Below are 16,240 nucleotides of genomic sequence, written 5' to 3'. Positions count from 1 at the left end.
GAGATCTGTCCCGAAACCCGATCACGTTGTCCCGAAAGCCCCTTCTTGTTGCTTGTTGGTCAGCGCTCGGCGGTTCGTCATTCAGGTTAGAACGCAAGCCCGGAAAATGCGACCCCGGCGTGCCGCGGCGGCCGCCGATGCCCCGCCGCGGACACACGCGCTGTGCTATCTTGAAGCAAGCCGGTCGACGTTCTGGCAACACCACAATGCGCCCAGCGCATGCCGGCGGCTACGGCATGCGCTGGAATCGCGGCGGCTCCAGCGAGGTGTGAAGATGTGGCGCAACCTACCAGTCTTGCGCGTGGCTGCGATGATCCCGATGTCGGCCACGGCCGCGCTCCTCGCCACTGCGGTGCCCGCGGCGGCGGCCGGCGAACCGGCGCAGGCGCGGCCGCTGCTGCTGGCCGGCATCATGCCCAAGAACACCGACGAGCAGTACGAGCTGAGCTTCTGGGAATCGATCAAGAACAGCAACTACGCCGCCGACTACGAGGCCTACCTGAAGCAGTACCCCAACGGCCGTTTCGCGGGGCTGGCCCGGGCGCGGCTGGAACGCCTGGGGTCCGGCGCGCCGGCGCCGAAGGCGCAGTCGCCCGCGCCGCCGCCACGCACCGGCGCCGCCGCAGGCGCACCAGCCTCGCGCGCCCCGGCGCCTGCCACGGCCTCGGCTCCCGCTGCCAAGTCTGCGCCGCCCGCACCCGCGGCCGCGCGCCCGTCGGCGCCGGCAACCGCGCCATCACGCGCCGGCACGGCAGACGGCGGCGCGGTCAGCACCACGCTGCGCACGGCGGAGATCCGCGATTGCCCGGCCTGCCCGGCGCTGGTCACGGTGCCGGCCGGCAGCTTCACCATGGGCAGCAGCGCCAGCGACCCGGCCGAGAAGCCGCCGCACCATGTCGCCATCGCCCAGCCGTTCGCCATCGGCCGCTATGAAGTCACGGTCGAGCAATGGAACGCCTGTGCCGACGCCGGCGGCTGCCAGCGCATTCCCACCATCGCCGACAGCGCGAAGAACGCACCGGTACGCGACGTCAGCTGGGACGATGCGCAGCAGTACGTGGCCTGGCTCAGCAAGACCACCGGCAAGAGCTACCGGCTGCCGACCGAGGCGGAATGGGAATACGCGGCGCGCGGCGGCAGCGCCACCGCTTACTGGTGGGGCGACCAGATGCGCAAGGGCAATGCCAACTGCAAGGACTGCGGCGACCCATGGAACCAGGACGCGCCCGCCCCGGTGGGCTCGTTCGCCGCCAACCCGTACGGCCTGCATGACGTCAACGGCAGCGTGTGGGAATGGGTGGCCGATTGCTGGCACAGCTCGTACAAGGGCGCGCCCGCCGACGGGCGCGCATGGAACGAGAACGCCTGCGGCGCGCGTGTCATCCGCGGCGGCTCGTGGCGCGAAGGCGCGAGCTATATGGTGTCGTCGACGCGCTTCAAGTACAGCCCGAGCGTGCGGCAGTCGCAGAACGGCTTTCGCGTGGCGCGGGACATCAAGTAGGCGGGCCGCGGCCGGCGTGAATGGCAAGCTGGCCCGGCCAGCCGCACCGTGATCGAAGCCGTCAGCGCGCGCGCGTGGAAATCTGCACCAGGTCCGCGCTGATGCGGTCGCGGCCATAGGTGCGCGCCATCTGCGCGAGCGGTTTCTCCAGCGCGCGCAGGTACTCCTGCCGCGACTCCACCTCGGCCCGGCGCGACGCGAACAGCGGCGCCGGCGTGGTCAGCAGCACCACCAGTTCGTTGCCGAAGGGCGCCGAGACGATCCAGTCGCCGCTGTCGCCGATGGTGGCGCTATGCGCCGGCGGCGCCTGGTGGGCCGGCATGCGCTGGCTCGGCACCATATGCGCCACCTTGCCGTCCGCGGCGAAGTAGTCGACGTAGACGTAAGAGTCCTGCCCTGGCGTGCGCAGGTCGAGCACCATCGGCGCGCCCTCGGTCAGCTGCGTGCCCTTGCCGCGCAGCTGCAGCGATGAGGCCGTCGCGCCCTGCCGGTGGCCCGACCAGTACGGCGCGATCATCGCCGCCACCTCGCATTTGTCGGCGCCCAGCGGCTGGGCGTCGACCACCACCTCGCGCAGCGCCCTGGCACCCGGCAGTGCGCCGAGCTGTTCGCGCAGGCGCGCGGCACCGACGCTCTCGGCCAGGTAGCCGCGCACGTGCAGGGTCTGGTCCTGCCGCGCCGCGGCCAGCAGCGAGCATGGCACCGCGGCCAGCAGCTTGCCGACCTCGGCCATCGACAACTCCGCCGCGGCGGCTGGCGCGGGCGCTCCAGGCACTGCGGGCGCTGCGGGGGCTGGCGTGGGCGGCGCCTCGGGGGCCGGCGCGGCGGCAGTGAGCGGCGCTGGTGCGCGCGAATCCGCGGCCGGGGCGGACGCGTCGCGCTGCGACTGCCAGGCGTAGTAGCCCAGTGCCGCCACGCCTGCCAGCACCACCAGCACGCCGCCCGCCATCATCGGCTCGCTGCGGCGCGCCGGCGCGGCCGGCACCGCGCTCATGCCTTGCAGGAAGCGCGCGACCGTCGGCGTGCGCGTCTCGCGGTCGAGCGAAAGTGCTTCGCGCAGGGTCTTCCATTGCGTGCGGCCCAGCTGCGGCAGCGGCGCCGGCTTGAGCCCGGCTTCGCGTGCCTGGTTGGCCGAGAGCCGCTGGTAGGGATGCTTGCCGCTCAGCAGCTCGTAGGTCACGCAGGCCAGCGCGTAAATGTCGTCGCGGGGGTCGGGCTCGCGATGCTCGAACATCTCCGGGCTCGCATAGGCCGGCGTCATGCCGCCCAGCGAACCGGGATCGAATACCGTGCGGTCCGATTCGTCGGCCGGCGGCAGGAAGCCGCGCGCGATGCCGAAGTCGATCACCTTGACCTCGCCGCTGGCGGTCAGGAAGACATTGGCGGGCTTGAAGTCGCAGTGCACGAAGCCGCGCTCGTGCGCATACGCCAGCGCATTGCCCATGCCCTGGATGATGGGCATGGCGCGCGCCATCGGCATGCCGGCAAAGCTTGGGGCCTTGAGCACATGGTTGAGCGACGAGCCCGATAGGTACTCCATGGTGAGGAAGACCACCGGCCCGTCGCGGTCGAAGTCATAGACCGTGACGATGTTGCGGTGGGCCAGCGTCTGCGCCTTGCGCGCCTCGCGCTGCAGCGCCATCAGCGACTTGGGATGGCCGCTGAATTGCAGGTTCAGCACCTTGATGGCGATGTACGGCCGGCGGTCCGAGGCTTCGAGCTTGCGCAGGTCGAGCGCCTTGTACACCGTGCCCATGCCGCCGACACCGAGGCATTCCTCCAGCACGAAGCGGCCATTGAGGGTATCGCCCACGCCCTTGGTGGCCGGCGTCGGCGGCAGCGTGCCGGGTTCGGGCGAGGCGGCATACATCGAGCCGGTTTCGGTGCCGGCCAGGCGCGTGGCGTCGGTGGCCCCATCGCCATCGTATTGGGTGGCGCCGCGGCGCTCGATGCGCCGCATCACTTCGGCATAGACCGCGGGCGGAAACGGAAAGCGCGTGTTTTCCTCGATCACCACCCGAGCGGCCTGGCTGGGCGTGGTGGGATCCTGCGCCAGCGCCGTTTCGAACGACGCCACGAACTCGTCGTCGGAGAGACCACCGTTCTGGAACTTGCGGATCAGGTCCTTGAGACTGGCCACGGGATGCCCCGACATGGTTGCTGGCAGGGCTTGTCCCGGCCTGGGAATATGCCCTTTCCTCGCTGGATACTAGTGCGCACCCAAGGCATGCGCAAACCATGCGAGGCCCGCTTGCGTGGGCGCGTACGCGCCGCCCGCATGCGCGCCGGGCGCCGGGGCGCGGCACTGTCGCCGCGGCGCCGACACCGGCGCTGCGCCTGTTGGCCGGGGCCCGTCACACCTGGCCGCGGCTGGCGCCGCGAGCGGCCTGCCGGCAAACCGACATCGACGACGAATTCCTCATGTTTTCAGGGACTTGCGCGGGCGCTGCGGACGTGCCCGCGGGCTTGGCACAGTCCCTGCGTTTGTCCCTCCCGAGCGCGACACCAACCCGATGCTCGAACCCCAAACCCAAGGCAACACCCTTCCTCTACTGGAGACCATCATGACCACGCTGACCATCAAGGACCTGTCCTCCGCCGCAACCCTGGACCGCAAGGGCATGCACGCCGTGCGCGGCGGCATCGCCTACATGCCGTTCGCCGCCGTCTACAGCCCGGTCAAGCTGTCGCTCGACAAGAGCATCACTGCCGTGCAGGAGATCGCGCAGATGCAGTCCGTGACCAACCTGAACGGCAACGGCTCGGCCTTCCTGGACCACGTCAAGTCCGACGTGCGCACCAACCAGAACGCCACCAACAACATCTTCGGCTGAGCCCTGTTGCCAGCTGACGAAACCCAAGCACTGACCACCGATACCGGAGACCATCATGACCACGCTGACCATCCAGGACCTGTCCGCCGCCGCAACCCTCGACCGCAAGCGCATGCACGCCGTGCGCGGCGGCACGTCGTACCTGCCCTTCGCCGCCGTCTACATGCCGATCAAGGCGTCGGTCGACAACAGCATCAGCGCCGTGCAGAGCATCGCGCAGATGCAGTCCGTGACCAACCTGAACGGCAACGGCTCGGCCTTCCTGGACCACGTCAAGTCCGACGTGCACACCAACCAGAACGCCACCAACAACATCTTCGGCTGATAGCCGAGGTGCCGGGCGCGCGCGAGCGCTGCCGAACGCAGCCAGCGCCGCGCCCGCCCCCCGATCCCATTCAAAGGAGCATCATCATGTCAAACATCATCGTCCGCGACCTGGCCCTGAGCAAAGAACTGGACCGTGCCTCGCTGTGTGCCGTACGCGGAGGCAATTCGTGGCTCGCCCGCGGCGTCGGCGAGGTCGGCCCCCTCGCCAACGTGACCGTCAACGTCAACCAGAACATCGCCCAACTGCAAAGCATCAACGTCAACACGCTCAACAACAGCTTCGTCGGCCCCGGCGTCGGCCCGGTGCGGGTCAACGTCAACCCGTCGCAATGGGCCGGCAACTTTGCCGCAGTCTGAGCGCAACGCGCGGCGGGCCCGCGCCGGCGCGCGGGCCCGCCTTGCCTATACTGAAGCGGTCCCGCGGCCGCACGGCCGCGGCCCCGCTTGACCGGAGACCGCCATGGCAGTGATCGTCATCAAGGATTTGCCCGACAGCATGGATCTCGACCGGCAGGCCATGACCACCATCCTCGGTGGCGGGCGCACCGCCGGCGGCCAGGCGTGGCATGGCTTGCGGCACCCGGGCGCGGCACGCATCGTCGACTACCCCGGCGGCCTGCCCGGCAAGCGCCATGTGATGCCGCGCGAGGCCCCGCTCGGCCGCCTGCCGCGCAAAGCCGCCGGCAAGGATGCCGAGGACTGAAGCGGCCGCGCAACGGCCCGCCCAAATGAAAAGCCCGCCATCGCTGGCGGGCTTTGGATGCGGACGGGCCCGGACCGCCTGGGTCACGCGGTCAGCAGTTCGGTCATTCTGTATCCATGCAGGCTTCCCATGATTCCGCCCATGACGCGGACGCCCATCCGGACCACCCGGAGAGTCGCAGGAAGACCTGGCGTTTGGAGTCAATGACCGCAGTGCTTGCCGCGAACAGCGGCGCAATGCCGCTGGAGGAGGTCAAGCGGGAACGTTTTCGTCCGCCCCGTGCGGGCATCCTGTGTGCTCGCGCCTCAAGTATAGGCGGGGCATTTCGGCTTTCAACCAGCGCGCCGGGGGCCGCGGCCGAGGTGATGCAGCGCTGACATATCCGGTTACGTTTTCGCAGTGCAACAAAATTCTGGCACTCTGCTATAATCCGCGCCGTGAGTTTCGCAACTGTGAGATCCGCCAAGCGCCCGGCTTCCTGCCCGGCGAATCCGCTGCCCTCCCAAGCTCTGTTTCCTCGCTGCCGGACGCCTAGTCATCACAATATGGCCCCAGCCGCCCAGCAGAACGCACCGCTCACCTGACGTCGCCTCGTCTCCGATCCTGTTGAACAGCCTGAACTGAGCTGTTTGCCTGCCAGGGACATGGCCGGACCGCCCCGCGGTAACCTGCCTCCACCCTGCCTGCCGCCGTACTGTCAGCTGTGTCTGTCGTAACGGCCTCACCGATTGGCGCCGAAGCCTTTTTAAGACTTTGCACTGCGCCCACCCCATTCTGCGTTCCGGGGTGCCATGCATTTATTTGACCATTCCGACATGACCCAGCACGACATTCGTGCGGAGCAAGCTATTGCCTCCGCGACCGACGCTTCGATCACTTCCGACGCTGCCCTGAGCCCGCTCGACAAGCTCGACGCCCTGCTCAACCCCAGCCCGGCAGTGGAAGCCCCGGCCGTGGAAAGCGGTTTCGCCACGCTTGGCCTCGATGCGGCCATCCTGCGCGCCCTCTCCGAACTGAACTACAACACGCCCACGCCGGTGCAGGCCCAGGCCATCCCGGCCTTCCTGGCCGGCCGCGACCTGCTGGTCTCGAGCCAGACCGGCTCGGGCAAGACCGCCGCGTTCATGCTGCCCGCGATCCAGCGCATCAGCGAAATGCCGGCGCCGCAGCGCCCGACCGAGCCCGCCAAGCGCATGAAGGGCAAGCGCCCGCGTCCGGCGCCGGCCCAGCCGGCGCTGCTGGTGCTGACGCCGACGCGCGAACTGGCGCTGCAGGTGACCGAGGCCGCCGCCAAGTATGGCCGCAACCTGCGCCGCATCGTCTGCGCCAGCATCCTGGGCGGCATGCCCTATCCCAAGCAGCTGGCCGCGCTGGCCAAGATGCCTGACATCCTGGTGGCGACGCCGGGCCGCCTGCTCGACCATATCGATGCCGGCCGCATCGACCTGTCGGCGCTGCAGATGCTGGTGTTCGACGAAGCCGACCGCATGCTCGACATGGGCTTTGCCGACGACATCGACGCCATCGTCAATGCCACCCCGGCTTCGCGCCAGACGCTGATGTTCTCGGCCACGCTGGATGCGCGCATCGCCCAGCTGGCGTCGCGCCAGCTGAAGGACCCGCAGCGCATCGAGATCGCCGCGGCCCGCGCCGACCAGAGCCATATCGAGCAGCGCCTGCACTTCACCGACGACATGTCGCACAAGGAGCGCCTGCTCGACCACCTGCTGCGCGATGCTTCGCTCAAGCAGGCGATCGTCTTCACCGCGACCAAGCGCGATGCCGATTCGCTGGCCGAGCGCCTGTCCGACACCGGCTTCTCGGCCGGCGCGCTGCACGGCGACATGACCCAGGGCGCGCGCAACCGCACCCTGACCGCGCTGCGCCGTGGCAACCTGCGCGTGCTGGTGGCCACCGACGTGGCCGCGCGCGGCATCGACGTGCCCGATATCACCCACGTGGTCAACTTCGACCTGCCCAAGCAGGCCGAGGACTACGTGCACCGCATCGGCCGTACCGGCCGCGCGGGCCGCTCGGGCATCGCCATCAACCTGGTCAACCACAACGACATGTTCCAGTGGCGCCGGATCGAGCGCTTCACCAACCAGCGCGTCGACGCCTCGGTGATCGAGGGCCTGGAGCCGCGCCGCGCGCCCAAGCCGCGCTCGAACTTCGGCGGCAAGCCGGGCGGCGGCCGCGGTGACTTCCGTGGCAATGGTGGCGGCAACGGCGGCTACCGCGGCGGCGAACGCAGCTTCGGCGAGCGCAAGTTCGGCGGCGGCGAAAACCGCACCGGCTTCGGCGAGCGCAAGTTCGGCGGCGAGAGCCGCGGCTTCGGCAACCGCGCGGAAGGCGCGCGCCCGTTCGGCGACGACAACCGCGGCGGCTTTGGCAACCGTGAAGGCGGCTACCGTGGCCAGGGCGGCGGCTACCGCGGCGCCAGCGACGGCGCCCGTGGCTTCGGCAACCGCGAAGGCGGCCGCACCTTCGGCGACGATAACCGCGGCGGCTTCGGCAACCGCGACGGCGCCGCCCGCAGCTTCGGCGACGCCAACCGTGGCAACGGCGGCTACCGTGGCAATGGCGAAGGCTACCGCGGCAATGGCGAAGGCCGCAGCTTCGGCAGCCGCGACGGCAACCGCGGCTTTGGCGGCGGTTTCGGCGGCAACGGCGGCGGCAATGCCGGTGGCAACCGCAACAGCCGCTCGCGTTACGAGCGTTGATCGGACGGTGGTGCGCTGAGCGCACCTGCCGGACAGAAGACAGGGCACCCGCGGGTGCCCTGTTTTTTTTGTTGCGCGCCGTGCTTACAGCGCGCAGCTACGGAAGCCGATAAAGGACAGGTCATCCTCGGGCAGCCGCGCCCATCGCGCCCGCACATGCCGCAGCCGCGCCGGACTGGCGAACGACACACCGCGCACCGCCTGGTGCGTGCCGAAGCGCCCCACCATCGCGCCGTCCGACGGCGCGGCGACAAAGCCGGCATATGGCTCGTACGGCGTCGCCGTCCACTCGCGCAGCGCGCCCCATTGCAGGCCGCGGTTCTGGGTCGCGGCCAGCTCCCACTCCGCTTCCGCCGGCAGGCGCCGTCCGGCCCAGACGCACCACGCCTGCGCTTCGTACAGCGTGACATGGCGCACCGCCTCGTCGGGATTGAGCGTGCGCTGCGTGCCAAAGCGTTCCAGCATCCACGCGCGCGATTCCGGATGGCGCGACCAGTAGCGCGGCGCGGAGCGTTCCTGCGTCATCAGCCATTGCCGTCCCGCCGACGACCACCAGGCCGGATGCTCGTAGCCGCCGTCCTCGACAAACTCCAGGAACTGCGCGTTGCTGACCAGCGCCATGTCGATTTCAAACGCGGGCACGTAGGTCGGCTGCGGCGGCAGTTCGTCGGGCCAGGCAAAGCCGTCGGCATCGCTCCAGCCCAGCGTGAAGCGCCCGCCCGGGAAATGCAGCGTGCCGCCATGTCCGGCGGCCGCCGCCGGCGCCGCGCCGGCGGCCTCCGCGGGGGCCATGCCCAGCGCCTGCAGCAGCGCGGCCACGCCTTCGCCCTGCGCGTCTTCGTGCAGCAGCGCGCGGCGGAACGGGTACAGGGTCAGGTCGGTGTCGTCGGGCAGCAGCGCGATCCGGCGCAGCACGCCGTCGAGCACCTCGGCGGCATAGCGCTTGATCACCGCGACGTCGGGCAGCGCGATCTCCCAGCGCTCGTCGGGCCCGATCCGGTCGGGGTCGAACCATTCATCGGCGCCATCCAGCAATGACGGCTCCGACGCCACCGGCACCGGCACGCCCCCGCGATCGACCTGGCGCACGCCGCGCAGGCACCACCACTCCGCATGCCAGGCCACGTGGCCGAGCGTCCACAGCGGCGGATCGGCGTCGTACTGGCGCGGCACATCCCAGGCGCGGCGGGTCTGCCCGAACGGCGCCAGCCATGCCAGCGTGCGGCTGCGCGCGTCGACCAGTGCCTGCGCCAGCCCTTCGCGCGGCAGCCGGCGCGGGTCCGACCACGTCGCCTTGCCGCCGGTGAAGTAGAGATCGGGAAGCATGGGAAAGCCGCTCATCGGGGAAATCCGCGCAGGGAATGGAGGGTGGACAGGCCGGGATCCGGACCGCCGCGGGCCGGCCGCGGCCCGGGCGTGGCACGCCCGGCCGGACTGCGGCCATTATGACACTACCCGCCCGGCGCGCCGGTCAGCCGCGCGCGTGGAACACCGCGAACCAGCCGCGCGGGTCGGACCAGTACACCGGGTCGTCAAAGCCGGCAGCTTCGAGCAGCAGCGCGAAGTCCTCCGGGCGGTACTTGTATGAATCCTCGGTATGGATGCGCTCGCCGGCGGCGAATTCGCGCGCGCCGCCGTCCCATTGCACGCGCACGTCGCGGCACGCCTGCAGGTGCATCTGGATGCGCGAGGCCGCGCGGTCGAAGCTGGCCTGGTGGCGCCAGTCGTCCAGCGCGAAATCGGTGCCGACGATGCGGTTCACGTTGCGCAGCACGTTGCGGTTGAAGGCCGCGGTCACGCCCAGCGCATCGTCATAGGCCGATACCAGCGTGGCTTCGTCCTTGTGCAGGTCCACGCCGATCAGCACGCCGTCGCCGCGCCCGGCCGCGCCGCGCAGGCGCTGCAGCAGCGCCTGCGCCTCCACCGGGGCGAAATTGCCGATGCTCGAGCCCGGATAGAAGAACAGTCGCCTGCCGCGCCTGACCTTGGCCGGCAGGTCGAACGGCGCGCACAGGTCGGCGCCCAGTCCCAGCATCGGAATGTCAGGGTGCTGCTGCTGCAGCGACGACAGCGTCGCGCGCAGGAACTCGACCGAGATATCCACCGCCACGTACTGCGCCGGGCGCAGGCTGCCGAACAGCCGCGCCGCCTTCTCGCAGTTGCCCGCGCCCAGGTCCACCAGCACGCAGCCGCTGCCCGCGCGCGCCGCGATGGCGGGCGCCGCGCCGGCAAAGATCGCGGCCTCGGTGCGGGTCGGGTAGTACTCGGGCAGGTCGGTGATGGCTTCGAACAGGCGCGAGCCCAGCACATCGTAGAAGAACTTGGGACTGATGGCCGCCTGCGCGGCGCGCAGGCCGGACAGCACCTGCTCGCGCAGCGCGCCGCTGTCTTCGCGGTACTGCTGCATGAATTCCGGCTGCGGCGGGCGCTGCGCGCGGCCATTGGCCAGCGCCACCAGCGCGGGCGGCGCCACGGCATGGCCGTTATGGTGGTTCAGGGGCGGGAAGGATGTCTGCGGGGCTTTGTGATGTGAGGGCGGATTGGACGGGTTCGGGACAACCGGCATGTCGTTTCCTTGTGTGGTCGCAAATGGGCACTGCTTCACTGCGTATTCCCCAAGGCCGCGCTGTGCATGTCGTGCGCGCCGGTCTCCGCAATGCGCGCCTGTGCTGTCCGGGACGCATCGGTCGGAGCCGAACCTCAAGGATAGGCCGATCCGGCGGATCGCGCAGCCCCAGGCGGGCCCGATGCAAAATCACGGCCAGCGCGCCGACGCACCCGGGTTGCCGCATCGCGCGCACGCGCGCGACGATTACGCCACCTCGAAGAACTTGAGTCAGTATCTTTCCTAATGGGGCATGTCGCTTGCAGTTCGTTTATAATCCCGCCCTAGCGCGGCCCCTGAACCGGCCGTGTCCCTCAAAGGGGAGTAGCTCCGGGGCTTTGCCCTTAGCACAATCGTCATTCCGGGACCGCAGTCCCCGGTTGTGCTGACTACCGGCGCGCATACCGCGCCAGTGGTCGAGCAAGACCTTTGCAACCTGGACTTCATGGTTTGCAAAGGCGCCCCCACGGTCCCGTGCACGTGAATCCAGGCGAACCCAATGCGCGCGCTTGCGCTGATTCGTACCTGAGGAGAGTTCATGGAGTGGTTTACCGATCTGTTCACGATGCAGTTCCTGACGGCGCTGCTGTCCATCGTCGTCATTGACCTGGTGCTGGCCGGGGACAATGCCATCGTGATCGCGCTGGCGGCACGCAACCTGCCGCCCCACCTGCAGAAGAAGGCCATTGTCTGGGGTACCGTGGGTGCCGTGGTGGTCCGCTCGGCCATGACGATCGGCGTGGTCTGGCTGCTGAAGATTCCGGGGCTGATGCTGGTGGGCGGCCTGGCGCTGGTGTGGATTGCCTACAAGCTGCTGTCCGACGACAGCGGCGGCGACGAGCATGGCTCCGGCGCCTCGACGCTGTGGGGCGCGATGAAGACCATCATCATCGCCGACGCCGTGATGGGCGTGGACAACGTGCTGGCCGTGGCCGGCGCCGCGCACGGCAGCTTCCTGCTGGTGGTGCTGGGCCTGCTGATCAGCATCCCCATCGTGGTGTGGGGCTCGAGCCTGGTGCTCAAGCTGATGGCCCGCTTCCCGGTCATCATCTACGTGGGCGCCGGCGTGCTGGCCTTCACGGCGGTCAAGATGATCGTGCACGAGCCGATGATCAAGGCGTTCTTCGAAGCCAACCCGGTGGTCAACTGGGGCCTGTACGTGCTGATCGTCGGCGGCGTGCTGGGCGCCGGCTACCTGGTGCAGAAGCGCCGCGAGCAGCAGCAGGAGCCGGCCGGCAGCCACTAAGCCTGCCCCCGGCGCCAGGGCCTCGCGCCCTGGCCCTGCCGCAAAAGACGGGCCGCCCGAAGGGGCGGCCCGTCTTGCTTTAAAATGCCGGTTTCGCGGGCCCGGCGCCCGCGCCACCTCTTCCATCCCGCCCCGCGCCGATGAAACAGTACCTCGACTTCATGCGCCATGTTTACGAGCATGGCACCGACAAGGCCGACCGCACCGGCACCGGCACGCGCTCGGTGTTCGGCTACCAGATGCGCTTCGACCTGCGCGAAGGCTTCCCGGTGGTCACCACCAAGAAGCTGCACCTGAAGTCGATCATCTATGAACTGCTGTGGTTCCTGCAGGGCTCGACCAACGTGCGCTGGCTGCAGCAGCACGGCGTCACCATCTGGGACGAGTGGGCCGACGAGCACGGCGAACTGGGTCCGGTCTACGGCTCGCAATGGCGTTCGTGGCCGGCGCCGGACGGCCGCCATATCGACCAGATCTCCGAGCTGGTGGCGCAGATCCGCGCCAACCCGGATTCGCGCCGGCTGATCGTGTCGGCCTGGAACGTGGCCGACATCCCGCGCATGAAGCTGCCGCCCTGCCATGCGTTCTTCCAGTTCTACGTGGCCGACGGCCGGCTCTCGTGCCAGCTGTACCAGCGCAGCGCCGACATCTTCCTGGGGGTGCCGTTCAATATCGCCAGCTATGCGCTGCTGACCCACATGATGGCGCAGCAGACCGGCCTGGAAGTGGGCGATTTCATCTGGACCGGCGGCGACTGCCACCTGTACAACAACCATTTCGAACAGGTGCAGACCCAGCTGGCGCGCGCGCCGCTGGCATTGCCGCAGCTGAAGATCCTGCGCCAGCCCGACAGCATCTTCGACTACCGCTACGAAGACTTCGAACTGGTTGGCTACCAGTCGCATCCCGCCATCAAGGCACCGGTGGCCGTATGACGCTGCTGACACTGGTTGTCGCACGCGCCCGCAACGGCACCATCGGCCGCGACAACACGCTGCCGTGGCGCCTGCCCGAAGACCTGGCGCATTTCAAGCGCACCACCATGGGCGCGCCCGTGATCATGGGGCGCAAGACCTGGGATTCGATCGGCCGCCCGCTGCCCGGGCGCCGCAATATCGTGGTCAGCCGCAATCCCGACCTGCGCCTCGAGGGCGCGGAGGTCGCGCCTTCGCTGGAAGAAGCCCAGCGCCTGTGCGTGGGCGCCGAACAGATCTTCCTGATCGGCGGCGCGCAACTGTATGCCGAGGCCATGCCGAGCGCGGACCGGCTGGTGGTGACCGAGATCGACGCCGATGTGGAGGGCGACGCGTTCTTCCCGCCGATCGACCGCAGCCAATGGCTGGAAGTCTCGCGCGAGACCCATCATTCGGCAGCGAACGGCTTCGACTATGCCTTCGTCACGTACGAGCGGCCGCCGTCGGAAGAATCGTAATTGTTTGCCCCCTCTCCCGCTTGCGGGAGAGGGTTGGGGTGAGGGCGGGAGCTTCGACGAAGTGACGGCTGTCGCTATTGCCACCGCCGGCCCTCACCCCCGCCCCTCTCTCGCAAGCGGGAGAGGGGAGAAAACCCGCTGCCACTCGGTTGCCGGCCTCAGTTGCCGGCGATCGTCATCTGCTCGAGCAGGATCGAGCCGGTTTCCTTGGTGCCGCGCACCAGCGCATCCGCGCCGATCGCAACGATCTGCTGGAACATCTCGGCCATGTTGCCGGCGATGGTGATTTCCTCGACCGGATACTGGATCACGCCATTCTCGACCCAGTAACCCGAAGCGCCGCGCGAATAGTCGCCGGTCACGTAGTTGACGCCCTGCCCCATCAGCTCGGTCACCAGCAGGCCGGTGCCGAGCTTGCGCAGCATCGCGGGGAAGTCGTCGCCGGGCTGGGTCAGGCTGCTCGACAGCGTCAGGTTGTGCGAGCCGCCGGCATTGCCGGTGGTCTGCATGCCAAGCTTGCGCGCCGAGTAGGTCGACAGGAAATAGCCCTGCACCACGCCGTCCTTGACCACGTCGCGCTCGCGCGTGCGCACGCCCTCTTCGTCAAACGGGGCGCTGCCCATGGCGCCCGGGGTGTGCGGCTGCTCATGGATCTGAACGTGCGGAGCGAACACGGCCTGGCCCAGCGAATCGCACAGGAAGGTGGACTTGCGGTACAGCGCGCCGCCCGACACCGCCTGCACGAAGGCACCCAGCAGGCCCGCGGCCAGCGGCGCCTCGAACAGCACCGGGCAGCGGCGCGTCGACAGCTTGCGCGCCTGCAGCCGCGCCAGCGCGCGCTCGGCGGCGTAGCGGCCGATGTCCTCCGGCGCGGCCAGCGCCAGCGGCGAGCGCTTGGACGAATACCAGTCGTCGCGCTGCATGCCGCTGCCGCTGCCGGCGATCGGCGCGCACGAGATGAAATGGCGCGAATACGGATAGCCGCCGGTAAAGCCGCGCGTGGTCGCCAGCACGAACTGCGAATGCTGGGCCGAGACGCTGGCGCCGTCGCTGTTGCGGATGCGCGGCGAGACCGCGAAAGCGGCGGCCTCGGCGCGGGTGGCAATGTCGATGGCGGCTTCGGCATCGAGCGCCCACGGGTGGAACAGGTCCAGGTCCTGCGGCGCGCGCTCCAGCAGTTCCTCTTCGGCCAGGCCGGCGCAGTCATCCTCGGCGGTGAAGCGGGCGATGTTGTAGGCGGCCTCGGCGGTGGCGCGCAGCGCGGCCGGCGAGAAGTCCGAGGTGCTGGCGTTGCCGCGGCGCTTGCCGATCATTACCGTGACCCCGACCACCTTGTCGCGGTTCTGCTCGATGGTCTCGACCTGCCCCTTGCGCACCGATACCGACAGGCCGCTGCCTTCCGAGATCTCGGTGGCGGCATCGGTCGCCCCCAGCTCGCGTGCCACCCGCAGCACATCGGCGGCCATCTCGCTGAGCTGGGCCTGGGTGTAGGTGAAATGCGCGGTCTGTTCGGCGATCTGGTCCATGCTGGGCGGGTGTCATCAAAAGTCCAAGCGGCAATCATAGCAAGATAAAATGCCGGGCATGACGCGAAATTCCCGTAACCACCAAGGCTCGCGCTTTCCCGGAGGCTTTGCCCCCGAGCCGGAAGACGACGAACCGAAAAGCAAGTCGCAGCGCAAGCGCGACATGACCGCCCTGCAGGACCTTGGCGCCGAACTCGAGGCACTGGCCAAGGACCGCCTCGCGCGCGTGCCCATGCCTGAAACACTCGCCGACGCCATCCACGAGGCGCGCCGCATCAACAGCCACGAAGGCAAGCGCCGCCAGATGCAGTACGTGGGCAAGATCATGCGCGGCCTCGAGGACGAAGAGGTCGAGGTGATCCGGCAAGCGCTGGAGGGCTTCAAGGGCACCAGCAAGGCCGAAACCGCCCGCATGCATCTGATCGAGCGCTGGCGCGAGCTGCTGCTGGCCGACGACGCGGCGCTGACGCGCTTCCTCGCCGAGCATCCCGGCATCGACGTGCAGGCGCTGCGCAACACCATCCGCAACGCGCGCAAGGAAAAAGAGCTGGGCAAGCCGCCGCGCTATTTCCGCGAGCTGTTCCAGGCGATCAAGACGGCGCTCGACGTGAAGGATGGCAAGGCCGGCGCCGCCGAGGACCAACCCCCTACCCCGGAGCCCGAGGCATGACCCAGACCACCCAGCCGGTTGTCCGTCACCATCCCGACGAACTCGTCGTCGGCTTCGTTTCGATCTCGGACCGCGCCTCGGCCGGCACCTACCAGGACGAGGGCATCCCGGCGCTGCGCGACTGGTTCGGGCGCACGCTGACCTCGCCCTGGCAGGCGGTGGAGCGGCTGATCCCGGACGAGCAGGCGCAGATCTCGCGCACGCTGATCGAGCTGGTCGACGTGGCCGGCTGTGACCTGGTGCTGACCACCGGCGGCACCGGCCCGGCGCGCCGCGACGTCACGCCCGAGGCCACGCTGGCGGTGGGCACCAAGGAAATGCCGGGATTCGGCGAGCAGATGCGCCAGGTCAGCCTGCATTTCGTGCCGACCGCGATCCTGTCGCGCCAGGTCGCGGTGATCCGCGAGACCGCCAGCCGCGCGGCGCTGATCATCAACCTGCCCGGCCAGCCGCGCGCGATCCGCGAAACCCTGGAAGGCCTGCGCGACGCCGATGGCAAGCCGGTGGTGCAAGGCATCTTTGCCGCGGTGCCGTATTGCATCGACCTGATCGGCGGCCCCTACATGGAAACCGACGAAGCCATCGTCAAGGCCTGGCGTCCCAAGAACGCGGTACGCACCAGGCCCGCGGCCTGATCGAATGCGATCGCCCGCCGGCACGCGCCGCGCGGGTG

15 protein-coding genes are annotated in these 16,240 nt (G+C 69.1%); 11 read left to right on the top strand and 4 right to left on the bottom strand.

What is annotated here, in order from left to right; genetic code table 11:
- Positions 1–106 precede the first annotated feature (106 nt).
- Entirely contained in the window at positions 107–1,501 is a 1,395-nt protein-coding gene (locus LIN44_RS06405) for a formylglycine-generating enzyme family protein (protein ID WP_370641623.1), read from the top strand.
- 61 nt (positions 1,502–1,562) lie between these two features.
- Here LIN44_RS06405 and LIN44_RS06400 read toward each other — a convergent pair whose 3' ends face one another.
- Entirely contained in the window at positions 1,563–3,656 is a 2,094-nt protein-coding gene (locus LIN44_RS06400; RefSeq protein WP_227314010.1) for a serine/threonine protein kinase, read from the bottom strand.
- Positions 3,657–4,065: 409 nt separating this feature from the next.
- On the opposite strand from LIN44_RS06400, the gene LIN44_RS06395 reads away from it, so the two are divergent.
- The 5 genes from LIN44_RS06395 to LIN44_RS06375 all read left to right on the top strand — a co-directional run bounded on the left by LIN44_RS06395 (position 4,066) and on the right by LIN44_RS06375 (position 8,088).
- The gene (locus LIN44_RS06395; RefSeq protein WP_227314009.1) at positions 4,066–4,335 is read left to right on the top strand and encodes a hypothetical protein; all 270 of its coding nucleotides are present in this window, start codon (positions 4,066–4,068) and stop codon (positions 4,333–4,335) included.
- 55 nt (positions 4,336–4,390) lie between these two features.
- Positions 4,391–4,660, top strand: a complete 270-nt coding sequence (locus LIN44_RS06390) for a hypothetical protein (RefSeq protein WP_227314008.1) — start codon at positions 4,391–4,393, stop codon at positions 4,658–4,660.
- A gap of 86 nt (positions 4,661–4,746) precedes the next feature.
- Complete coding sequence (locus tag LIN44_RS06385; protein WP_227314007.1) at positions 4,747–5,019, top strand: hypothetical protein; 273 nt, start codon at positions 4,747–4,749, stop codon at positions 5,017–5,019.
- Positions 5,020–5,122: 103 nt separating this feature from the next.
- Positions 5,123–5,365, top strand: a complete 243-nt coding sequence (locus LIN44_RS06380) for a hypothetical protein (RefSeq protein WP_227314006.1) — start codon at positions 5,123–5,125, stop codon at positions 5,363–5,365.
- 815 nt (positions 5,366–6,180) lie between these two features.
- The gene (locus LIN44_RS06375) at positions 6,181–8,088 is read left to right on the top strand and encodes a DEAD/DEAH box helicase (RefSeq protein WP_227314005.1); all 1,908 of its coding nucleotides are present in this window, start codon (positions 6,181–6,183) and stop codon (positions 8,086–8,088) included.
- Positions 8,089–8,172: 84 nt separating this feature from the next.
- Here the strand turns inward: LIN44_RS06375 and LIN44_RS06370 are convergent, their stop codons facing one another.
- Together LIN44_RS06370 and egtD are read right to left on the bottom strand one after the other, a co-directional pair.
- Positions 8,173–9,429, bottom strand: a complete 1,257-nt coding sequence (locus tag LIN44_RS06370; RefSeq protein ID WP_227314004.1) for an SUMF1/EgtB/PvdO family nonheme iron enzyme — start codon at positions 9,427–9,429, stop codon at positions 8,173–8,175.
- A gap of 130 nt (positions 9,430–9,559) precedes the next feature.
- A complete protein-coding gene (gene egtD, locus LIN44_RS06365) occupies positions 9,560–10,654 on the bottom strand; it encodes an L-histidine N(alpha)-methyltransferase (protein ID WP_227314003.1) in 1,095 nt (364 codons plus the stop codon).
- Between the two features lie 577 nt (positions 10,655–11,231).
- Here egtD and LIN44_RS06360 point away from each other — a divergent pair.
- The 3 genes from LIN44_RS06360 to LIN44_RS06350 all read left to right on the top strand — a co-directional run bounded on the left by LIN44_RS06360 (position 11,232) and on the right by LIN44_RS06350 (position 13,371).
- A complete protein-coding gene (locus LIN44_RS06360) occupies positions 11,232–11,939 on the top strand; it encodes a TerC family protein (protein WP_227314002.1) in 708 nt (235 codons plus the stop codon).
- A gap of 140 nt (positions 11,940–12,079) precedes the next feature.
- Positions 12,080–12,874, top strand: a complete 795-nt coding sequence (locus LIN44_RS06355; RefSeq protein WP_227314001.1) for a thymidylate synthase — start codon at positions 12,080–12,082, stop codon at positions 12,872–12,874.
- The gene (locus LIN44_RS06350; protein ID WP_227314000.1) at positions 12,871–13,371 is read left to right on the top strand and encodes a dihydrofolate reductase; all 501 of its coding nucleotides are present in this window, start codon (positions 12,871–12,873) and stop codon (positions 13,369–13,371) included. The genes LIN44_RS06355 and LIN44_RS06350 overlap by 4 nt, the downstream gene beginning before the upstream one ends.
- A 158-nt stretch (positions 13,372–13,529) precedes the next feature.
- On the opposite strand, the gene pmbA is transcribed toward LIN44_RS06350, so the two are convergent.
- Entirely contained in the window at positions 13,530–14,897 is a 1,368-nt protein-coding gene (gene pmbA, locus LIN44_RS06345) for a metalloprotease PmbA (RefSeq protein WP_227313999.1), read from the bottom strand.
- Between the two features lie 58 nt (positions 14,898–14,955).
- On the opposite strand from pmbA, the gene yjgA reads away from it, so the two are divergent.
- Positions 14,956–15,567: a ribosome biogenesis factor YjgA gene (yjgA, locus tag LIN44_RS06340; protein ID WP_370641622.1), complete on the top strand. Its 612-nt coding sequence runs from the start codon at positions 14,956–14,958 to the stop codon at positions 15,565–15,567.
- Positions 15,564–16,202: a molybdopterin adenylyltransferase gene (mog, locus tag LIN44_RS06335; protein ID WP_227313997.1), complete on the top strand. Its 639-nt coding sequence runs from the start codon at positions 15,564–15,566 to the stop codon at positions 16,200–16,202. Before yjgA ends, mog begins: the two co-directional genes overlap by 4 nt.
- Positions 16,203–16,240: the final 38 nt, after the last annotated feature.

Origin of the sequence: Cupriavidus sp. MP-37, assembly GCF_020618415.1 — a bacterium.
GTDB lineage: Bacteria > Pseudomonadota > Gammaproteobacteria > Burkholderiales > Burkholderiaceae > Cupriavidus.
Note: the sequence above shows the minus strand (reverse complement) of the source record. Positions and strands in the feature narration are given on the sequence as shown.